Source organism: Nostoc sp. ChiSLP03a (genome assembly GCF_034531215.2).
In the GTDB taxonomy this organism is placed as follows: Bacteria; Cyanobacteriota; Cyanobacteriia; order Cyanobacteriales; family Nostocaceae; genus Nostoc.
The window spans coordinates 1-20,064 of record NZ_JAVRBQ020000085.1 but is presented as its reverse complement, the minus strand read 5'-3'; the positions used below and the strand labels follow the sequence as shown (position 1 = coordinate 20,064).

The following is a 20,064-nucleotide window of genomic DNA, read 5'->3' as shown; positions in this document are numbered from 1 at the left end:
TCTGTTAAGCGATCGCTACAACATAACTAGTAGTTCGCCAAGTTTCCTTGGCGGGGTAAAGGGCAAGGGGTAAAGGAAAAAGGTTTTCATTCCTTCCCCTTTCCCCTTTTCCCAGTCCAAACATAGCAATTTTGGGTTGGCAGACTACTAGTGGTCTATCGCATTATGACTCGCCAGAAGGTGCAGCAGCGTGGATTAAGTCTGGCTTCGCGTCATTAGGAGGACGCTCAATAGTTTGATCTGATGTGGGACGTTGATGGCAATCGCGAGTTTGGATTTGCACAGGTTGACCAGTTTCAATTGACTGATAAAGCGCTTGAATGATCGAAACATCAATCAATCCTTCCGTTCCAGATGGCTCTGGGTCTTTATCTTGCAGAATACAATCAGAGAAGTAGGTAAATTCAGCCGCTAGTTGATCGCGATCCTTAAAAGTCCGCTCTTGGATTTCACCATTAATTGTTAAGTAATGCTTGATTTCTCCCTGCCAAGGATATGCAGGTTCTACTCGTAAATCGCCTTGAGTACCTACAATCTGATAAGTTGAAACACTTGCCCCTCCAAAGCTACAGGTAAATGTTGCCAATCGCTCATTAGAGAAACGTAATATAACGCTAGCCATTTCTTCCACTTCGCTGAAGCGTTGTTCTCCTTTATTGGCAGCTACAGCAAATACTTCAATTGGTTCATCTTGAAAGAGGTAACGTGCAGCATTAATGCAGTAGATGCCAATATCATAGAGCGTGCCACCACCTGTAACATCTCGTAAACGAATATTGCCTTCTTCTACTTGCTGAGTAAAAACTGAGTTGAAAATTCGTGGTTCACCAATTTGCTTTGAACGCAAAATTTCGACTGCTTGTAAATTAGCTTCTTCTAAATGTAAGCGATAGGCAATCATCAGCTTCACATTATTGTCATTAGCAGCTTTAATCATTGCCTCACACTCTTCTTCTGTTACTGCCATTGGCTTTTCACATAACACATGAATTGCCTGATTAGCAGCCCGCACAGTGTAGTCGCAATGCAAGTGATTAGGTAAGGCAATATAAACTGCATCAATCTCGCCGCTTGCCAAACAGTCCTCATACTCTTCGTAAGAGTAAGTATGCTCTATTCCATACTTTTTGCTCAATTCTTCGTTTTTAGTGGGGTCATCTGAAACTAGTGCCACTAATTCTGAGTTTTCAGCGTGGGCAAAGGAAGGTAAGGCAGCTTGTTGGGCAAACCAACCTAAACCAACAACAGCGTAACGAATTTTGTTCTTACCATTTGTAGCAGTCATTTTTGTACTCTTTGATGAAGGAATATTTGGGTAATTTTAATGCCCTAATTACGTGGAAATTATGGCTAACTATTTATGCAAACATTTAGAACAAATGTATTCCTACATTGCTAATGCAGCTTCCACATTTGACACCAACTTAGCTTTAGTTTCTTGAAACTCCTGTCCCAATTCAGTTAGTTCTCGATCGCTCATACATTCGCGCACAGCATTAAAAATTTCGCTTTCTTCTTCTTCTTCTACATGATGATCGAGTGTTTCCTTTAATTCGCTCATTTTTTCTTTAAACTCAGGTTGAGTAGGCTTAAACGCCTTAATTTCTTCTAAAATAACTGAAAGTTCTTCATGTTCTTCTTCGGCTTCTTCAACATATTGTTCAGTTTCTTCGTATTCTCGCAAAGCTGGGTAGAAAACTAACTCTTCAGTTCTTGCATGTAAGATCAATTCTATATAGATTTGATTGAATTGCTCAACCAACTTTGCCCCCTTAACTTTTTCTGCTTCTGCAAAAAGTTTCTCAACTTGGCGATGTTCTGCTTCAATTAATGAAAGAATATCTATTGATTTAGCTTTAGTTTTAGCCATTTTTACCTCAGTAAGAATCGATTTATCAGACTGATATTTGGAGGTTAATGAATGGGAACTCGTATATTTTCAATGACTTGGGAAATGAAAACCTCATTCTTTGAGTAAGCTTTAATTTAGACTTAAGGAATATTTTCGCTATTGCACCTTGATTAAAATTCATAACCTTAGCATGATGGATGCTGAGTATGTATCATTAGCAAAGGCTACGCCCCGAAGCAGCTGGAACACCAACTGAGGATTTCCACACGGACTAATCGCTTATATAAGGGACTCTTCGCGCTGGTCAGTTTTCATCGTGGATTTAGATAATTTATTAGAAAAATTAGAAACTATTGCTATTGACATATTCCAATTGATATCCATTCGTTCTTTAGAACAAATTTTAGATAATAATTGGTTTCCCGAATATAACTACAATCATCACGGTAAAGCCGATTAGAATAGACACTTAACTTGTGCTTACCGGATAAAGGATTACAAGCTAAATCAAAATGATAATAATTTTTTCTGAATTGCTTTCATACAAAGGGCGATGCGGGAATTGATATCTTTTTGCTCAACTTCATCGATACCCAACTTTACCTTGAGGTGTTGGATATGACTTTGAACAGCCCTGAGCGATATGTGGAGATGATGAGCGATCGCTTGGTCTGTTAAGGATTCATGACACAAAAGCCTAAGAACTTCTAACTCTTTCTCATTCAAGTGTAATTCTTGACGTAACTCTCTAGGCAGCTTCAATTCTCCATTCAGCGCACTTTCAACCCCTTCTAAAAAAGATTTGCGCCGTTCCATCTTATTCACCACCACAAACCCACCACAGTGATGATTAATAGATTTGACAAGTTTTATCAGCCAACTGGGTTCACTGCTATAGATGAGGATATTTAGAGTGGAATAAGCAGCAAGAATTAACTCTAACAATTCTAAAGAAGATTTAGCTGACTGAGAGCCAGAAGGTGTAACAAATTGTAAATCAAGGACAATTAAATCTGGTGTCTCTATTTGTAGACGTTGTAGTGCTTCTTGGGGAGTGTTGGCGATGACACAAACAGCAGAGGAGTCAAATTTTATCAGAAAATCACAGTTATTTTGGGCTACCTCCGGGTGATCTTCTACAACAAGAAACAGCAGTGGCTTGGCTTTCATGTCTTGGATGATGATTCGGTAAGCATGGCTGAAATTAAACGTGTGTATTTTATAGTCATAAGAAGATGTTTTCATGACATCTTACACTTAATTCAAAAACCGAGTTTCTGATGCATTAGTACTGGATTTACAATATATATAGCCACGATTAAAAAAATCAGATAAATTTTATGACTAGCAATTTGTTGAAAAATACAGCCAATGACCTATCCAAACTTGATTATTCAGTATTAGTTGAACAAAAAGAAAGTGGATATCAAGCAACAGTTTGGGATTTACCAGACTATTACGTGAAACATTGGAGGATTTTAAAACTATCAATGTACTGGATTTTAATAAAGAAGCTGCTAATTACTGTGCAGAATTACTACATCAAAAAGTTCGTATTGGTAGGCAAGATTTACGAATAGCGTCAATTGTAATTTCTAATAATGCTATTTTGGTAACGCGGAATTACTAAGATTTCTCCCGCGTACCTGGATTGAAATTTGAAGATTGGACGATAGAGAATTAGTGCAATCAGCCTAAAATCATCGTGTCATCTGGGAGACTAGATAGATCCCCGACTTCTTCAAGAAGTCGGGGATCTGAATGACGTGTAGTGAAAAGTGCGTAGTTGAACTCTCTAATTTTACAAGTTAGTTACCAAAGCATACTTGCAGGGAACCCCCATTATCACCAAGTGCATTATCAGCATCGTTAATTCTCATATCCACTGCACCAAAGGAACCATTAAAAGATACAGGACTTTGAATCCACAATGTCCCTTGTCCACTTCCCATTAACAAAGCACCGAAAGGGAAGCTCTGGTCAAATTTGTACTGATTGTAAGGTGCGAGAGACTCAGCATCACGCCCACTATGACCACTAGGACCCACTGAAGAATAGTTTCGAGTATCAACACTCCACCCTCCATTGATACTTGCTACTTTAGTAAAACTACCAGGTAGATTAAAATGTTGCCATCCACTTCTTGAATCAACAGAGACACAGGCAGAACTGGATGTAGGTTGCGGATTTGGTACAGATCCTTTGGCAAGAATTTGATCGACTTCGCGCTGTAGAAATAAGCGTAGATCATTTTGATTAGTGAAGCCAACACATTTAAGATTGACTCTCAAAAAGCCCTGAATGTCAGACGTTCTTTTTCGGGAACGCGGTATCGCCTCTAATGTTAACTGTAGTGTGGCATTGCTTGTGGCTGCTTGCTTTGATAACGATAGATATTGACTTGAAAGCTGCTCTAAACGTTGCCTTGCATCTATTTTAATCTTGTCGAGAATCGAAACCTTGCCACCAATGTAATCAGTTAGCTCACGTTTGACGCTCTCAACATTAGCAGCAGTAATAACGCTTGTATTAGCGGCAAATTCATCGATTCGCTTACTAGTTTTACCCCACGATCTTTGTTCAATAAATTCATAGCCAACAATCACGTATCCCTTGTCTGCCGTGAAAGTAGTTTGGCGAACCAATGGCTCACCATCACTGAAAACCGGACCATCTCCTGTTCTTGCTTCGTTATGTGCAACTTCCTTAACTATTGTTTGCCCAGGTGTACAAACTTGAGCACTACTCGCTTCAGCCCAGCCAACTATTGATAGCCCTCCTAAGAAGACGAAAACAAAAAAGTTGAAAAATTTCTTGTGCATAAATAAATACTTTATTTCTCGCTAACTTGTTATTAAGCTCTCGATCAGATTAGTTTTACCCACTCAGAAAATCTACGAGTATCACCGCAGAAAACTTTGCGAACTCCCGCAAAATAATTTGCAGACTTACGAACCCATCTAAAAACCCAATTCTGGTAAGAGTGAGAGCATAATTTATCCAGCAACTATCAGAGTTCAGGTTCCAGTTATGAAATTCCCTATACAAAGACTGCATATTATCTTCACCACAGTATCTTTACTGTGGGGACTCAGTTCACCCGCCTTTGCTCAACAAATTTGGTCAGGAACAGGCAGAATTGTCAGTGGTGCTGGTGAAGGTGGCTTAGTTGAGTTAAAATTGGAGATTACAGACAAAAATGTGCAATTCCTCTCTGGCCCTTCAAAAAATGAACCACCATTCCAGCTAAATAACTCTACTGGTCTCAATGGAACTGTAAATATGAATGCTGGAACTTGGCAGTTTGTCCAAACAGGAAACGAGTTAGGAGTCAGCTTGTCTCAAAATAATCCTTATCGGATTATTCGCTATCGTCTCTTTCCTAAACCGTAACCAGATGTGGCGCAAAGGTTGGCAAATTAAATTTCTCAGTTTAGGAATCGGTTGCGGTGTATTTTACAATTTCATTTTCTCCCAAATTCCTTTAGTTCAGAAATTGGAGTTACAACTTCAGGATACTTTGCTGAGATTGCATCACCCAAAATCTCCACCGAAAGAAATTATTCTGGTAAAAATTCAAAGAAAGGATTTAGCAAATCAAAAGCTATCTATAGGGCGAGTTTTTTATGCAGATTTAGTTGAGCATCTTTTAGAAGCAGGTGCATCTGTCGTCGTTTTGAATCTTCGCAATGACTGGCGAGAACCATCATTTGAGTACCCTATCAAAATTACTGAGCCAATAAATAGACCTCTAAAAAATCTGGTGCAAAATCATGGCGCTCAACTTGTTTTAGTGACGCGCACCAATCCAATCTCTAATTATAAACAAACAAATTTTTTAATTTATAATCATCTTATCCCTTTTGATGGCGAACAACTTCGACCTTTAATTCCTCCTCATACTCTTCAGGGATTTTTTGAATACGAACCGGAAGCAGAATTTCCGAGAAATTTAAGTAGCACTGCTCGACGCTCTCATTTAGTTGGTCGATTCTTGATCTCGGAAGAAAATAATCAAGTTAAAACTTTTAAATCTGCTGCTCTTTTAGCTTTAGAAAAGTTTGAACAACAAGAGCAAAAAAGTCCTCTCTCTTCACGACTTGCTAAAATTCCAACTCAGGTAGAGATTAACTTTTGGGGTAGGGGGGGAACTTTTCCTTCTCTAGAACTGACATCTATTTGTCAGCTTAGTAAAGACAAAAAATGTTTGCTTGTGTCTCCTAGCCAACTGTCTCAACAAGTCCGCCATAAGGTCGTTTTCATTGGTTTTGCAGAAGGGAACAACATACACACAATGGCCATGCTGTCACCTTTCGGCGACAGCATGGCTGGCGTAGAAATTCAAGCCAACCTCATGGCCAGTTTGATGACAGATTCATTTTTACAAATTCCGCCGCAATGGTTGGAGTTGATAATCATTATTTTAGGAACGGTTTTTATTAGTACTAGTGTTTATAGCTATCAAAATTGGCGTTTATTAGGACTAGTTTTGGCAATATTTGGCGGTTATTTTGGACTATGTTTAATTCTCTTTAAATGTAAGTGGATATTATCAATTATTCTGCCTCTGTTGATATGGACAGCAACAGGAATATCTGTTTTTATCTATTTCATTTGGGTACGACAAAAAGAGGTTATTATTCTCCAAAATTATCAAATTAGCCAACTAAAGGCGGCTGAACAAGAAGCGATTCTTTCCCGCACACGTAAAATCCTTCATCGCACTGCTTCTGATATCCATGATGGAGCTTTGCAAGATTTGAAGCTGGTGATGGACAAAATTGAATTGGAATCTGATTTAGATGTGGATTCGATTTTAGACAAGTTGGCAGCTTTAGGGCAGGAAATTAGGGATAAATTGTATAACATTCGTAGTGTAGCTGAGAAAATGGAGGTGACTCCAGTATTACGACAAGGGTTAAATGTCGGAATTAAAGCAACTCTGCAAGATTTAGTAAATTCTGGCAAGTTAACTTTAACAGTGATTACAGAACTTCAGCCTCTGCAAGAGCCAGAATTAAACAGTGTTTGGATTGAACACCGAGAGGAAATTTACCGCTTTTTCCGCGAAGCACTGAATAATGTGATCCAACACGCCCAACCACCCCACGGTACTGCTACCCAAGTGTGTATTAGTTTAGAGCAACAGGGAGCCAAATGTATTTTAGCGATCGCCAATGATGCCTCAATTATCAAACCTAGCGCTTGTGAACGTCCAAAAGGTGGCTATGGCAGTAAGATGATGGATGCGATCGCATCTGAACTTCCAGATGGTGCATGGGAAATGTCAGTTTTACCTAATGGACAACTGCAAGTCACACTGAGTTGGCATTTACCCTAAGTCGATCTGGCTAAATTAAAAAAATAGTAGGAGTTTGGCTAGTTTATGGTAAAAACAATAATCCAATCAGTAACTCAAAGTTTATACGACGAAGATTATTACCTGTGGCTGAGGACAACTATAAACCAACTTCGCGCTGGACAGTTTTCTGCTGTTGATTTAGATAATTTGTTAGAAGAATTAGAAACTATGGGTAGGAGCGAAAAGCGAGCGATCAAAAGTCTATTGACTCGACTTTTGGAACATCTGCTTAAGCTCATATATTGGGATAGGGAACGGGAGCGAAATGAAGGGCATTGGAAAGGCGAAATCAGGACATTTCGTAGAGAGATTAAAGAGCGACTTAAAGAGAGTTCTAGTCTTAAACCTTACATCTTAGAAATATTTGATGAATGTTATCAAGATGCAAGGATAGAAGCAAGCGATCGCTCTCAACTTGCCATTGACATATTCCCCTCTATACCCATTGGCTCTTTAGAACAAATCTTAGATGAAAATTGGTTTCCTGAATATAACCACAATCATCACGGTAAACCCGATTAAAATGAATACGCAACTTGGGTTTCCATAGGAGTATGCAGACGTGCAGCCGGATTTAATAGGCTTGGAAATTAGTAAGGGGGAACTAAGACGTTTGACTGGGTTCGATCCAGAAGACGTTTTTCGTCCCTCGGTTTTGCGAGATGGTAAAAAGCGATTAGGGTTTTTTATCAGTGAAATGCTAGTGACGCTGGCGCTAACGCCAATAATTGTGGGCTTTGTTTACGCGTTTATTATTCTGCCAACAATTGGTTCTTCAGTTCGACTAGGAATTCTTTTACTAATTTTAGTGCCAATGCCGATATTAGTGGGGCGATGGCTGTGGCGACAATTAACCTGTCCTGAAGGACTGACAATACTTTTAGATGAAGTTGATAAATATCATGACCTAGTTGCTGCCATTGATATCAATGACCAATTGGCAGCATCAGGAAACGTAGAAAGCAGTATCCATGACCGAGATAAAGTAACCGCCGCCTTGCAACTAATTAGAGAAGATTTAGTCCGCGCTCTGAAAACGGAACGAATTTTGCGAGATAATAAAAAATTGCTTGCTAATAACCAAGAGTTATTTGTGAATAATTTAGCCAGTCTGCGAGCTTTACAAGTTAGTAGTCAAGCAGGCGAATACGCTCAACTGCTAAATCAATCATTGCAAATTGCGATCGATGTGCAAGCAGAAATCAGGAAATTGCAAAAAGGCTAAGAGAATGTTTGTAAAAGTGGTTACACGAGAATTTACCTGCCTCCACAGGTTAGAAAACCCTTGATTTTGGATTAGTTCACGGAGGTGGACTTTGCTTATGTAGTAGCGACTTCTAGTCGCCCAAAACTTTCCCAGAAAACAATCGCCCCGTTGACTGAAATGAGCAACAAACCCAAAATAATTGTCCTGGATGATGACCCTACAGGTTCTCAAACAGTCCACAGCTGCTTGCTACTAATGCACTGGGATGTAGACACTCTACGCAGAGGGTTGCAGAATGATTCGCCGATTTTCTTTGTGCTGACTAATACTAGAGCGCTAACGCCAGAGTCAGCTGCATCTGTCACCAAAGAAGTTTGCCACAACCTCAAAATCGCTTTGAAGGCTGAAGGAATTGACGATTTTTTAGTTGTCAGCCGTTCTGATTCTACTTTGCGGGGACATTATCCCATTGAAACAGATGCGATCGCCCAAGAACTTGGCCCCTTTGATGCTCATTTTCTCGTACCAGCATTTTTTGAGGGTGGACGCATCACCCGCGATAGCGTTCATTACTTGATGATTGGCGGTGTACCCACCCCAGTCCATGAAACCGAATTTGCCCGTGATTCCGTCTTCAGCTACCATCACAGTTACTTACCCAAGTACGTCGAAGAAAAGACTCAAGGACGAATTAGTGCCGAAGCTGTAGAAAGGTTTCTTTTGGCCGATATTCGCGTTGGTAGTTTGGAACGATTGTTACAACTTCATGGTAATCAGTGCGCTGTCGTCGATGGTGAAACCCAAGCCGATCTCAACCGCTTTGCAGTAGATATATTAGCAGCCGCCAGTCAAGGCAAACGCTTTTTATTTCGCAGTGCAGCAAGTATTTTAACGGCTTTAGCCGCTTTACCACCCCAACCTATTGCCGCCGAAAACATGGCTCAGTACGTGCGCCAAGGCAAACCAGGTGCGGTGATTGTTGGTTCCCATGTGAAAAAGACTACCCAGCAATTAGAGGCGCTGTTGCAACTAGAAGGAACTGTAGGCATCGAAGTAAATGTAGAGCGATTACTCGATGATGCAAATCAATCTGCGGCATTACTAACTGAAATCCAAGAAAGTACACGAGCGGCACACAAAGATGGCAAAACACCAGTGGTTTATACTAGCCGTCAGGAACTAAATTTTCAAGATGCCAAAACACGATTGGAGTTTGGGGAAAAAGTTTCAAGTTTATTAATGGATATTGTGCGCGGTTTACCATCTGATATAGGATTCTTAATCAGCAAGGGTGGCATTACTTCAAACGATGTCTTGAGTACTGGACTAGCTTTAACTTCAGCCCGTTTACTCGGTCAAATTTTAGCTGGTTGTTCAATGGTGTTAACGTCATCCGATCATCCCCAGTTTCCTGATTTGCCTGTGGTGCTGTTTCCAGGTAATGTCGGCGATGCTGATGCCTTGGGGACAGTTTATCAGAGGTTGACCTTGCCAATTTGAGATTTGAGATTTTTAGATTAAAGAGTCTTTTGGTTAATGTCGGACTAATATCCCGCTACGCCAACACCCCTTTTCCGTGACACAAATCCAAAATCCAAGTTGCGCTGTCAGCGCACCAAAGGTGCGACCCAAAATTGAAAATCTGTTGTCTTTTGGCTAGTACTGCATGACTTCTGATTCTGCGATTCCCAATCTAAAGTCAAATTCTGCGCTTCCTAATGCAGAATCAAACTCTATCCTTTCTGAGGTAGAGGCAAATCCTACTGTTTCTGATGTAGAGTCAGATTCTATCCTCCCGGATGCTGAGTTAAAATCTGTCCTGCTTTATTTAAAATCAGATACTGTTCTTGGAGATGTAGAGTCAAATCCTGCTGACCCAGATGTAAAGTCAACTAATACTGATGCCGGATCGGATTTTATCCTGACTGATTTAAATCCCAATGAGTTAGCATTACCAGCGCATCGCGTAAATGATAATGCTCAAGTGCAGTTAAAAAGTAAGGAGGGACGACTGTTATTAATTTTGCCCTCAGAATCTCAAGTATCTGCTTCAGAACTTACTTGGTCTGATATTTGGCAGCAAATCAGGCAACGTCTGAGTGCAGGCGATCGCTTCCGCGTATCTAATACACCTGTGCATTTAATGGCACAAGACCGTTTGGTAGATACCAGACAACTCCAAGAACTCGCCGAGGCTTTGAGTGAAGTCCAACTTCGACTGATCTCTGTCTCGACGAGTCGGCGGCAAACTGCGATCGCTGCTGTCACATCTGGGTATTCAGTAGAACAATTACAGCCCGTAACTTCCCTGAGTTCCGAGCCAACAGCTACAGCGATCCCCCAAGAAGATGCCCTGTATTTAGAAATGACAGTCCGCTCTGGAGTAGAAATTCGTCATCCTGGGACAGTAATTCTCTTGGGAGATTTAAACCCAGGTGGTATTGTAATTGCAGATGGAGATATTATTATCTGGGGTCGTCTGCGTGGAATCGCTCATGCTGGGGCTGGAGGCAATAGTGAATGTCTGATTATGGCCTTGCAAATGGAACCAACCCAACTGCGGATCGCAGATGCTGTCGCTAGAGCACCAGAAAAACCGCCAATGCAGTTTTATCCAGAGGTGGCACATATTACGCCCCAAGGAATTCGGATCGCTAGGGCGACTGATTTTTCCAGAAACCAATTCACCAAGAGCAATCAAGAACCATAAATATTTACTTAAAGAATGAAGTATATAAGTAAAGATGAAATAAAACAAATATTCATGCCTCGCCCTCATCAGGGAGAACAGATATTTCTTCATACTTGATACGATACTTCATACTTTATACTGCAATTTACTGTTTTATATTTCCTGAACCCTCATTGACCGCATTTCTATCATGACTCGCATTATTGTGATTACCTCCGGTAAAGGAGGAGTGGGTAAAACCACAGTTTCAGCAAATTTGGGTATGGCTTTAGCCAAAATGGGGCGTCAAGTTGCTTTGGTTGATGCGGATTTTGGTCTGAGAAATTTGGATTTGCTCTTAGGGCTGGAAAACCGCATCGTTTATACTGCGGTAGAAGTTTTAGCCAGAGAGTGCCGATTAGAACAAGCCTTGGTGAAAGATAAGCGCCAACCCAATCTCGTACTTTTGCCGGCAGCCCAAAATCGCTCCAAAGATGCAGTCACACCGGAACAGATGAAGTTATTGGTGAATGCACTAGCGCAAAAATATCAATACGTGATTATTGATAGCCCTGCCGGAATTGAAAATGGATTTAAAAATGCGATCGGGCCGGCCAAAGAAGCGCTAGTTGTCAGCACACCAGAAATTTCCTCAGTTCGTGATGCGGATCGGGTAGTAGGGTTACTAGAAGCACAAGGTATCAAGCGTGTTCATTTAATAATTAACCGCATCAGACCCTCAATGGTGCAAGCAAATGATATGATGTCAGTGCAAGATGTTCAGGAACTTCTCGCTATTCCCTTGATCGGGGTAATCCCTGACGACGAGCGTGTTATTGTATCTACCAATCGCGGCGAACCCTTAGTGTTAGCAGAAAATCCCTCTTTAGCTGCTACAGCCTTTGAGAACATTGCTCGTAGATTAGAAGGAGAAAGTGTCGAATTTCTGGAGATCGACTCGTCCCAAGACAGCATCTTCGCCCGGATACGAAGGTTGTTCAGGACAAAGATTGTCTAACTTACTTTTCCAGTCTCCGCGCCAGACCTATTCGTAATGATTGAACTTCTAGAAAAACTTTTTTTTCGCGGCCCTGATAGCAGTCGAACTCAAGTTAAACGTCGCCTGCAATTGGTGATTGCTCACGATCGCGCTGATATAGATCCTCAAACGTTGGAAAAAATGCGCAAAGAAATCCTAGATGTTGTCTGTCGCTATGTAGAAATTGAGACAGAGGGCTTGGAGTTTTCTTTAGAAAGTAACCAACGAACCACAGCTTTAATTGCTAATTTGCCCATCCGCCGGGTGAAGGGTGCTATACCTGAATGGGAAAGAGGTGATAAGCCTCTCTAGCTTTAATTTTAAGTATTTTTATTTACGATTTAGTTAAATTGTTGGTTCTAAGTCAGGACTTTAGTCCTGGCTTTGAGGACTTTAGTCCCCACTACAAACTACTTTTTATAGATGGTTTGGTAGATATTATATTGCTGATTGAAAATATGAATTTGTCTCACCAAACCAGTAAAAATTGAAGATATTCAATCTCTGTAACTCTCCGAAAACACAGATAAAAAATCCCGTTGTCAGCAGTGACGACAACGGGAGTATGTAGGGTTTTTTATAATCTATCGGTAGGCAACTTGGGGGCCTGCCCAAATTTCTGTCACCTTTTTACCAAAAGTAATTGGCCGATCGCTGTCGGTTGTAGTAATAGTCTTACCATCATTAGCAACTTGCATTAATGGCCAGTTTTCCTCGCCTAATTCTCCCGCACGGAATAATACGCGATCTGGTTGGCTTTTACTCCAGCCTAACAATACGGCAATTTTTTCATGTTCTTCGTCACTCACAGGAGCAACTGTGTTAGCGTGATTTTTTTGCCGATCCCAAATCACTGCACTATCTGTAGAATCACCTGTGTTAAATATACCATCAAACTTGCGTGCTAAGAAGCGATCGCCTTTTTCTGACCAGCTAACTGGAACTAATACCCCAATTTTACCGCTCGGATCGGTTTCTTCTGAAAACTCCGCTTTTGCAGCCTTTACCTTTAATAAAGGATCGCTAACTGGAGTCGTTGAAGCCATCACCCACAATTTCTTAGTGTGCATATCTTGGACAAACAGAACGCTGGTGACACGGCTGTTGTACATTTGGGGTTTTACCTCCAGTTGCACCCGACTATAAACAGCATATTTACCATCTGGAGAAATCACGGGTACGCTGCGATAGTGACGCACTCCAGAACCACCATTAGCAGCAACAGCTTCTTGAGTTGCTGTAATCCATTTCCAAGGAATCGGATGAGGACTACCTATTGGGTCTATTTGTTCTGCTTGGGACTCATTAGCTGGTTCCACAACAGGTATTTCCGTCGTTGTGGTTGATTGAGATTCTCTAATAGCCGGTGCTACTTGAGTTGCTGTCAATGATTCAGTAAAAGACTTTTCTCTAGAGAGATAATTTTCTTGTCCTCTCAAAGACTTGACATTACCAGCTTTAAGTTTGCGGATTAAATTAAGTTGACTAACAGGAACATCTGTTGATGGTGCGAGTTCAACTGCTGCCAAAGAATCGGGAACAGTTACATCACTTACATCTAAATCGCTGCTTGAGAGATAATTATCTACTTCAGTTGAAGACTCAATTTTATTTGCTGGTAATACTTGCGGTTCCTGAACAGCAGTACTTTGTGTTAATACAGAGTCAAATTCTTCTGTTATCGATTCGATTTGATCTGTTTTTAATGTTTCAGCTATCTCAGGTTCCCCAACTACAGCTATTTCCTTTGATCCAGAGTCAGATTCTTCAGTTATCGAAGTTAGTTTATGTACTTCGGATTTTACTGGGATCGAGTGAGCCGATGCTCCTAATAAAGGTGCAATCAGTATCACAACGACAACATAATTGAGAAATGGTTGGGTGCGGAACCATCCTGACAGCAAAAGGGGTTTAAGCATTTGTAGACTCTCTAGAGGGGGCAATTGCTATGTGAGAAGCAATACATCAACAGCAACGAGCAGGTGGTAGTTATATGTATAACAAGAAACTAAAACTAATGACGAAATAATATCTTCAAAGTTTGCAGAGGTTTACAAAAATTAAGTATCATTGTCTACACCTTTTCTTACCTAGATACGGAATATTTTTTCGCAAAAATATGCGAGTATAGTAAATATGCTGAGAACTCAGTAATTACTACACAATATATAATTTCCCTATATACCCAAACACACCAAAAATAAGTCTTGGTTAAGGAATATTTAGGATATAGTTTGAGGAATGAGGCTGGCGAACAAGAGTTAGATAACTCAGCTATCGGGGATCGTACTAGCGATCGCTAGTACACAGCAAATAAGCTAGGTTACACACTAAATATAACAGCGCAAACCCTCATGATAGTAAACGTGAGGCGTTAATTAAAAACCTGGGCAAGCGGACGCATAATACATCATACTCAGAATATATTGCTATCAGCAACCCAAAGTTATAAATTGCTATCTAAACTACAGAAGTAGTTAGAAGACGCAATAATTTTCGGAAATGTAACTACATTTAAAGTTAATTTCAAGCAGAAGATCGGGAACACAACAAAATTCACTCGGTAGATGCTCTAGCGACTCGCAAAGAAAAACCACTAAGTGATTAGTTTCACTAGAGGCAAATGCGGCTGATACTAGCTGTTACGCTTGTCAACTTAACCCGGCAAGTTAATCAAGCAGCCTTTGGTTTCATGAATACGAAAATATTGTACCACCAAACAGCCAATATTATTTACAGCTAACAACTGTATTTTGCAACTGCGTCCCGAATACAGAAACTTGCTAGATGCAGGCTTAGTGAATTCTGTTTCAACATGCAACTTAAATAGACCTCTTGCAAAAATATATTTTTGCACTCTTAGGAAAAAGGGTAAAGGGTAAAGGGAAAGGATTTTGAGTTTCTTTACTTTTTACCCCGACAAATGCCAAGAAGTCTAATGTTGTCAGTTATGAAGGGCGCATTTACGATGAACTAATGACTCACAACTAAAAACTACTAATTATTAATGAAGATTGTATTTTTTGGTACACCTCAGTTTGCTGTACCCACCTTGGAAAAATTATTGAATCATTCAGAATTTGAGGTGCTGGCGGTTGTCACCCAACCAGATAAACGCCGGGAACGCGGAAATAAACTTACGCCTTCACCCATCAAAGCGATCGCTACTGCTCACAACTTACCAGTGTGGCAACCCGAACGGGTGAAAAAAGATACTGAAACTTTAAGCAAACTCAAACAATTAGATGCAGATGTGTTTGTTGTTGTCGCTTATGGACAGATTTTATCGGCAAAAATCTTGAATATGCCAAAATTAGCTTGCATTAATGTGCATGGCTCGATTTTACCCAAATATCGCGGTGCAGCACCGATTCAGTGGTGTTTGTATAACGGAGAGAAAGAAACGGGGATCACCACCATGTTGATGGATGTGGGGATGGATACCGGCGCAATGCTCCAAATAGCCACTACACCGATTGGATTACTGGATAATGCTCAAGATTTAGCCGACAGACTAGCAGAAATCGGTGGGGATTTGTTGGTGGAAACTCTATTGAAGTTGGAACGTAAAGAAATTCAACCAATACCCCAAGATAATTTAGCAGCTACTTATGCGCCTCTGATTCAAAAACCAGATTATGCTTTAGATTGGTCAAAAAGCGCGCTCCAATTACACAATCAAATCAGAGGCTTTTACCCTAACTGCACCGCTACCTTTCGTAACAACCTGCTGAAAATCACTGCTTCTGCTCCTCTTGGTTCTGTGAGCGAGCGCGATCTCCCACCAGAATTACAAGAATTGACTCATAAATTGCCTGATTTGTCAAATATATCAGATCGACCGGGAGTTGTAGTCAGCATTGCTAAAGGAATTGGCGCGATTGTCCAGACTGGGGAAGGTTTATTACTGTTGCGAGAAGTTCAGCTAGCTGGTAAACGTCCCCAGTCTGGATGGGATTTTGTTAATGGTACCCGCTTAACTGTAGGAGAAGTTTTTGGTACGGGAAGCTGACGGGGATGGAAGAGATGATGGAGAATAACTTTTAACTCCAAACTCCAAACTCCTAACTCCAAACTCCTAACTCCTAACTCCTAACTCCAAACTCCTAACTCCTAACTCCTAACTTTTCATAAAAGCGGCAAGATTCGCAAGGGCCATCAGGGTTGACTGCACAGCGAATGAGTTCTGAATGAGCATTGTAGCAGCAGGTGGCATCGCCGACTACCCAACGTCCCGCTACCAAACTTTTCTCGGATGGTCGTTTAGCAGACTGTACATAAATGGCAATATTATGCAAGCGGTAGCGCCCAGCTTGAAGTTTGTATCTATGACGGCGCTCTAAAACCGCGTAGGTTTTACCTTCAAAATCAAGATAGTTTCCGGGTTGGGGTGTCCAATCAAGTTGCACTCTACCGAGGGACTCACGCGGGTGCGTCAGAATCACCTCAGTTGGTAAAGAGTCTGGCTCCATAAGCTTATGTGATTTGATTTACATTATAAGGATAGTATCGCGATCGCTTTCTTTAGCTTATCGAATTTAAATTACAATTGATGATTAACTAGATTTGCGAGAAATATACATACAGTAAGGATGCAAATTATGGGAGCCAAAAGTCAGGTAAGATAGATTTGCTCAATTTACGCAAAGTTTGGTTGAGCGATCGCGCCACTTGGATATGCACTTCATCCTCTTCTACAGCTAAAATCTCAGTTGGCTGACCTTTTCCCAAATAAGACACTACCAAATTCGCTGCCTCCAAACCAGTAACATAAGCCTTTTCCTGGGACCAGGAACCATGACGGTTCACAATCCAATCCCCACTCATAAACACATTCTCAAAACTTGTCTTCGCGGGCAACATATAACGATAGCTGCCAGGTGCAAAGTGAGTCACCGCTTGAGGTAGCCGAATTACACTGCTATCAATAATCTTTGCCTCCCGAAAGGCTGGTACGCAAGTTGCTAAATAACCTTGAACTATTGCTAAAATCTCCTCATCACTCAAATTGAGAAATTGATTTGCGTGATAGAAATCAGCTTCAATCACTGTTCCCGGCTCATCCCGATATTCATCATGTAAAGCATTCAAATCAAAAAACGTCCAACCTGTACTTGCGTCGAATCCAAAACAAGCATTAGAAGGACGAGGAATATCAATTTTGCGGTCAAACCATAGTCGCGTGGCTAAAACATCAATTGCTCCTAAATTGCTCAAATTCCGGAATTCTTCACGGCTTTGTAAACTAGGGCTAGTTGAGACAATTTTCTTCATCCCCGTGATTCCAACCGCAAAAATCACCGCATCTGCTTCAATTACTTCATCACCACAAACCACACCCTTAACTTGATTACTATCAACAATTAAGTCTGTAACCCGACGCTTAGGCAATACTCGCGCCCCAGCTTTTTCGATACGTTTTACCCAAGGACGAAATATCTTTTCTCCGACAGTTCCCCGACACCAAACCACATCAAAATCCGGTTGATGAGCCAGAATAAAAAAGTAAAGCATCCCTAAAGTTGCGGCGGCTGAACACTGTTCGCCAGGGGCAAATAAGCCCACTAATAACATCGGTTCAAAAGCATCGCGGTAAAGTCGCGCAGCAACGTTAAAGTCTTTGAACAATTCACGGGCAGTTACAAAATCATAGCGCCGCCAAGCTGCATCGGAATTATCAAAATCAACAACCGCATAAAGTAAAGGCAGGGCACTGAGACGGTCAATTAGTGGCAGCCGCTTAAACTGAGTGTAGAGAAAAGTTCCCAGTGGCGAGGGGAGTCGCGGTAAATCTTGAAAAATTGGTGATTCAACTTCCAAACCAGCCGGCGAATATTGCGAAGAACGAGTCCAAGTAGTAAAAGGATTAATTTCTAATTCATTGATTAAGGAAAAAATATTTCTGTAAGGATACCAAAACCCATGAATCCCAGCTTCCACAGATTTTCCGGCAGATGTTTGCCAACCTGCCACCAATCCCCCAGGATAGGGGCCTGCTTCCAGAAGTGTCACATCATAACCTTGTTTTGCCAAATGGTAAGTTGCTCCTAAACCGGCCCAACCAGCACCTACAACTACCACCCGTTTTTGTTGTAACCCTCCTACCATCACAGCCTCCAATTGTTGTAGTCCATCAACTAATGTATACGAACTTGTGTTGCGATCGAGCAAGGGTTGTCATTATAGCGGTTTTCACTTGGATGCAATAGGCTCTTTGCTAGTACATTCCATCGAATTTAAAATAGTTATAAACTTGAAAAAAGGCTTAGGGAAAGCCGTTCAGTAAAAATCACTTGCGGTTAATGCTGAGTTAAGAGTATAACAGAAAACAGAATTCACTATTGATGAGGATAATCATAATGTCTCAATTAGCAAATGTAAAATCCAGTCTAAATGATTTTGAATTACGAGATGGAATTTATTTTCCTAGCGACTATGAACAATTAACTAATACTCAACATAAAAAAACATGGGATGCAATTGGTAAAACATATTATGGCTCTCAAAAAATTGAAAAAGTTGCAGCGACATCGCCTATTAAACAAGATTATACTCTGCTAACTGGTACGCCTGGAGGTACTTGGAACAAATTTCCGTTGAATAAATCTGTTGGTTCTATTCTAGAAATTGGTTCTGGTTATGGTCGCGCACCTTTACATCTCTCGAAAGCGAAAAATCTCAAATGCGAGAAATATTACGGCATTGATATTTCTGAACCTTTATTGCGGCGGCTAATCAAAGTTAAACAAGAATACAATTTTTTCCCAGAAGCTGAATTTAACTTGATTTGCACTTCTGCTGAAACATTGCCTTTAGAAGATAATTCTATAGATTTGGTAATTTCTAATTGCGTTTTTATGCATATTCCAGATGCCCAATTAAGAAATTTATTAGCTGATATCTCTCGTGTGCTAAAACCTGGTGGAATTTTTGTTTTTAATCATTCCTTTCACAATAAGTCTTGTCCTTCTCATATTATCCATAATTTTATCAGAAGGCTGAACCCATTTGTGAGAAATCCAGTTTATCTCAAGCAATACTCAGCTGCTGAAATAGAAGAAATGTTAGCTACTGCTGGGATGAAAGCTAAGTGTCCAGAATACATTGTCGAACCAACAGCAGAATATGCGATTTTGCCGGAAACCATCAAAGGGATTCCGGTGCCATTTGCTAATGCTATCAATAGGAGTCTCAAGCCATCCGATAATTTAAAAGAAACTTTGGCTTACGGTTTTAGTGCGTACAGTACAAAACTGGACTGATTAAGAAACTCTCTGGTTGTCACAATAAACGGAATATAAATAATGTACAAAAGCACAACAATGTTGTGCTTTTATTTTTACAATAAATACCTTTTAATTCCAATAATTATCCATAGATGATTATGAGATTGTGTCTGATTAATTAGTTATAATTTAATATGCTTGGGTTAAGGGTTATTGGCGTAGTCTTTCAAGATGCGATAAATCACGTCTATACATCAAGATTTTGGGGTTATCTGAACTGTATTGATTTTTAAATCAAAACCTTCTCGACGACAAATAATGTCATAGTAAACTACAGATTTAATAGATTGCCAAAAGGGCATTAATATTATGCCAGTGATTAAATTTAAAATCATCAGTAGTAATGTACTGATAAACATTTTATTTTCATTAGCCCAATCTCTAGATAAAAATAGGGAGATTAGTTATATTAAAATGTTGAATCCTTTACTATAAATCAACCATCCGAAAATTTGTATAGGTAAAGTAATTATAAATGATATGAAGATAATGGCAATAATCCGCCATGTTATACCAATTTAATGTGAAGTTACACATATCTAGATCCCCCTAAATCCCCCTTTTTAAGGGGGACTTTGATATGTTTTTCTGGTTCCTCCCTTTATAAGGGGGGCTAGGGGGGATCGAATTCTATGCAGCTTTATAAA

The 20,064-nt window shown here is 40.4% G+C and carries 18 protein-coding genes; 11 read left to right on the top strand and 7 right to left on the bottom strand.

The window, feature by feature from the left end:
- Window positions 1–163 precede the first annotated feature (163 nt).
- The 3 genes from RMY32_RS14045 to RMY32_RS14035 form a co-directional block, all read right to left on the bottom strand.
- On the bottom strand, window positions 164–1,285 hold the full coding sequence (locus tag RMY32_RS14045; protein ID WP_322711340.1) for a Gfo/Idh/MocA family oxidoreductase: 1,122 nt from the start codon (window positions 1,283–1,285) through the stop codon (window positions 164–166).
- A gap of 102 nt (window positions 1,286–1,387) precedes the next feature.
- Entirely contained in the window at window positions 1,388–1,870 is a 483-nt protein-coding gene (locus tag RMY32_RS14040) for a hemerythrin domain-containing protein (RefSeq protein WP_322711339.1), read from the bottom strand.
- Window positions 1,871–2,359: 489 nt separating this feature from the next.
- Window positions 2,360–3,097: a response regulator transcription factor gene (locus RMY32_RS14035; RefSeq protein WP_322711338.1), complete on the bottom strand. Its 738-nt coding sequence runs from the start codon at window positions 3,095–3,097 to the stop codon at window positions 2,360–2,362.
- Window positions 3,098–3,192: 95 nt separating this feature from the next.
- Here RMY32_RS14035 and RMY32_RS14030 point away from each other — a divergent pair, with 95 nt between their 5' ends.
- Window positions 3,193–3,432: a hypothetical protein gene (locus tag RMY32_RS14030; protein WP_322711337.1), complete on the top strand. Its 240-nt coding sequence runs from the start codon at window positions 3,193–3,195 to the stop codon at window positions 3,430–3,432.
- 228 nt (window positions 3,433–3,660) lie between these two features.
- Here RMY32_RS14030 and RMY32_RS14025 read toward each other — a convergent pair whose 3' ends face one another.
- Window positions 3,661–4,674 carry a hypothetical protein gene (locus tag RMY32_RS14025; RefSeq protein ID WP_322711336.1) on the bottom strand — a complete coding sequence of 338 codons (1,014 nt, stop codon included), beginning with the start codon at window positions 4,672–4,674 and terminating at the stop codon, window positions 3,661–3,663.
- Between the two features lie 208 nt (window positions 4,675–4,882).
- On the opposite strand from RMY32_RS14025, the gene RMY32_RS14020 reads away from it, so the two are divergent.
- The 8 genes from RMY32_RS14020 (at window position 4,883) to minE (ending at window position 12,443) form a co-directional block, all read left to right on the top strand.
- Complete coding sequence (locus RMY32_RS14020; RefSeq protein ID WP_322711335.1) at window positions 4,883–5,245, top strand: hypothetical protein; 363 nt, start codon at window positions 4,883–4,885, stop codon at window positions 5,243–5,245.
- Window positions 5,246–5,249: 4 nt separating this feature from the next.
- Window positions 5,250–7,193, top strand: coding sequence for a CHASE2 domain-containing protein (locus RMY32_RS14015; RefSeq protein ID WP_322711334.1), 1,944 nt, complete (start codon window positions 5,250–5,252; stop codon window positions 7,191–7,193).
- Between the two features lie 45 nt (window positions 7,194–7,238).
- Window positions 7,239–7,736: a DUF29 domain-containing protein gene (locus tag RMY32_RS14010; protein ID WP_322711333.1), complete on the top strand. Its 498-nt coding sequence runs from the start codon at window positions 7,239–7,241 to the stop codon at window positions 7,734–7,736.
- Window positions 7,737–7,776: 40 nt separating this feature from the next.
- Window positions 7,777–8,439 carry a hypothetical protein gene (locus RMY32_RS14005; RefSeq protein WP_322711332.1) on the top strand — a complete coding sequence of 221 codons (663 nt, stop codon included), beginning with the start codon at window positions 7,777–7,779 and terminating at the stop codon, window positions 8,437–8,439.
- Window positions 8,440–8,598: 159 nt separating this feature from the next.
- Window positions 8,599–9,921 carry a four-carbon acid sugar kinase family protein gene (locus tag RMY32_RS14000; protein WP_322711331.1) on the top strand — a complete coding sequence of 441 codons (1,323 nt, stop codon included), beginning with the start codon at window positions 8,599–8,601 and terminating at the stop codon, window positions 9,919–9,921.
- A gap of 166 nt (window positions 9,922–10,087) precedes the next feature.
- A complete protein-coding gene (gene minC / locus RMY32_RS13995; protein WP_322711330.1) occupies window positions 10,088–11,131 on the top strand; it encodes a septum site-determining protein MinC in 1,044 nt (347 codons plus the stop codon).
- Window positions 11,132–11,303: 172 nt separating this feature from the next.
- Window positions 11,304–12,110 (top strand): septum site-determining protein MinD, encoded by an 807-nt coding sequence (gene minD, locus RMY32_RS13990; protein WP_104908781.1) that lies wholly within the window; start codon window positions 11,304–11,306, stop codon window positions 12,108–12,110.
- A 36-nt stretch (window positions 12,111–12,146) separates the two neighbouring features.
- Window positions 12,147–12,443, top strand: a complete 297-nt coding sequence (minE, locus tag RMY32_RS13985; protein WP_292776638.1) for a cell division topological specificity factor MinE — start codon at window positions 12,147–12,149, stop codon at window positions 12,441–12,443.
- A 272-nt stretch (window positions 12,444–12,715) separates the two neighbouring features.
- Here the strand turns inward: minE and RMY32_RS13980 are convergent, their stop codons facing one another.
- Window positions 12,716–14,050: a hypothetical protein gene (locus tag RMY32_RS13980; RefSeq protein ID WP_322711329.1), complete on the bottom strand. Its 1,335-nt coding sequence runs from the start codon at window positions 14,048–14,050 to the stop codon at window positions 12,716–12,718.
- Between the two features lie 1,088 nt (window positions 14,051–15,138).
- On the opposite strand from RMY32_RS13980, the gene fmt reads away from it, so the two are divergent.
- The gene (gene fmt, locus RMY32_RS13975) at window positions 15,139–16,143 is read left to right on the top strand and encodes a methionyl-tRNA formyltransferase (protein WP_322711328.1); all 1,005 of its coding nucleotides are present in this window, start codon (window positions 15,139–15,141) and stop codon (window positions 16,141–16,143) included.
- Between the two features lie 94 nt (window positions 16,144–16,237).
- Here the strand turns inward: fmt and RMY32_RS13970 are convergent, their stop codons facing one another.
- Together RMY32_RS13970 and RMY32_RS13965 are read right to left on the bottom strand one after the other, a co-directional pair.
- Window positions 16,238–16,603, bottom strand: a complete 366-nt coding sequence (locus RMY32_RS13970; protein WP_322711327.1) for a DUF6464 family protein — start codon at window positions 16,601–16,603, stop codon at window positions 16,238–16,240.
- 127 nt (window positions 16,604–16,730) lie between these two features.
- Complete coding sequence (locus RMY32_RS13965) at window positions 16,731–18,239, bottom strand: FAD-dependent oxidoreductase (protein WP_322711346.1); 1,509 nt, start codon at window positions 18,237–18,239, stop codon at window positions 16,731–16,733.
- A 251-nt stretch (window positions 18,240–18,490) separates the two neighbouring features.
- On the opposite strand from RMY32_RS13965, the gene RMY32_RS13960 reads away from it, so the two are divergent.
- Window positions 18,491–19,393 carry a class I SAM-dependent methyltransferase gene (locus tag RMY32_RS13960; RefSeq protein WP_322711326.1) on the top strand — a complete coding sequence of 301 codons (903 nt, stop codon included), beginning with the start codon at window positions 18,491–18,493 and terminating at the stop codon, window positions 19,391–19,393.
- Window positions 19,394–20,064 lie beyond the last annotated feature (671 nt).

Bases quoted from the DNA above. Each gene is read 5' to 3' on its own strand.
- RMY32_RS13965 (WP_322711346.1), bottom strand. From the start codon at position 18,239: ATGGTAGGAGGGTTACAACAAAAACGGGTGGTAGTTGTAGGTGCTGGT.
- RMY32_RS14015 (WP_322711334.1), top strand. From the start codon at position 5,250: ATGTGGCGCAAAGGTTGGCAAATTAAATTTCTCAGTTTAGGAATCGGT.
- RMY32_RS14010 (WP_322711333.1), top strand. From the start codon at position 7,239: ATGGTAAAAACAATAATCCAATCAGTAACTCAAAGTTTATACGACGAA.
- minD (WP_104908781.1), top strand. From the start codon at position 11,304: ATGACTCGCATTATTGTGATTACCTCCGGTAAAGGAGGAGTGGGTAAA.
- RMY32_RS14025 (WP_322711336.1), bottom strand. From the start codon at position 4,674: ATGCACAAGAAATTTTTCAACTTTTTTGTTTTCGTCTTCTTAGGAGGG.
- minC (WP_322711330.1), top strand. From the start codon at position 10,088: ATGACTTCTGATTCTGCGATTCCCAATCTAAAGTCAAATTCTGCGCTT.
- RMY32_RS13980 (WP_322711329.1), bottom strand. From the start codon at position 14,050: ATGCTTAAACCCCTTTTGCTGTCAGGATGGTTCCGCACCCAACCATTT.
- RMY32_RS14020 (WP_322711335.1), top strand. From the start codon at position 4,883: ATGAAATTCCCTATACAAAGACTGCATATTATCTTCACCACAGTATCT.
- RMY32_RS14030 (WP_322711337.1), top strand. From the start codon at position 3,193: ATGACTAGCAATTTGTTGAAAAATACAGCCAATGACCTATCCAAACTT.
- RMY32_RS14035 (WP_322711338.1), bottom strand. From the start codon at position 3,097: ATGAAAACATCTTCTTATGACTATAAAATACACACGTTTAATTTCAGC.
- RMY32_RS14045 (WP_322711340.1), bottom strand. From the start codon at position 1,285: ATGACTGCTACAAATGGTAAGAACAAAATTCGTTACGCTGTTGTTGGT.
- RMY32_RS13960 (WP_322711326.1), top strand. From the start codon at position 18,491: ATGTCTCAATTAGCAAATGTAAAATCCAGTCTAAATGATTTTGAATTA.
- RMY32_RS13970 (WP_322711327.1), bottom strand. From the start codon at position 16,603: ATGGAGCCAGACTCTTTACCAACTGAGGTGATTCTGACGCACCCGCGT.
- RMY32_RS14040 (WP_322711339.1), bottom strand. From the start codon at position 1,870: ATGGCTAAAACTAAAGCTAAATCAATAGATATTCTTTCATTAATTGAA.
- RMY32_RS14000 (WP_322711331.1), top strand. From the start codon at position 8,599: ATGAGCAACAAACCCAAAATAATTGTCCTGGATGATGACCCTACAGGT.
- fmt (WP_322711328.1), top strand. From the start codon at position 15,139: ATGAAGATTGTATTTTTTGGTACACCTCAGTTTGCTGTACCCACCTTG.
- minE (WP_292776638.1), top strand. From the start codon at position 12,147: ATGATTGAACTTCTAGAAAAACTTTTTTTTCGCGGCCCTGATAGCAGT.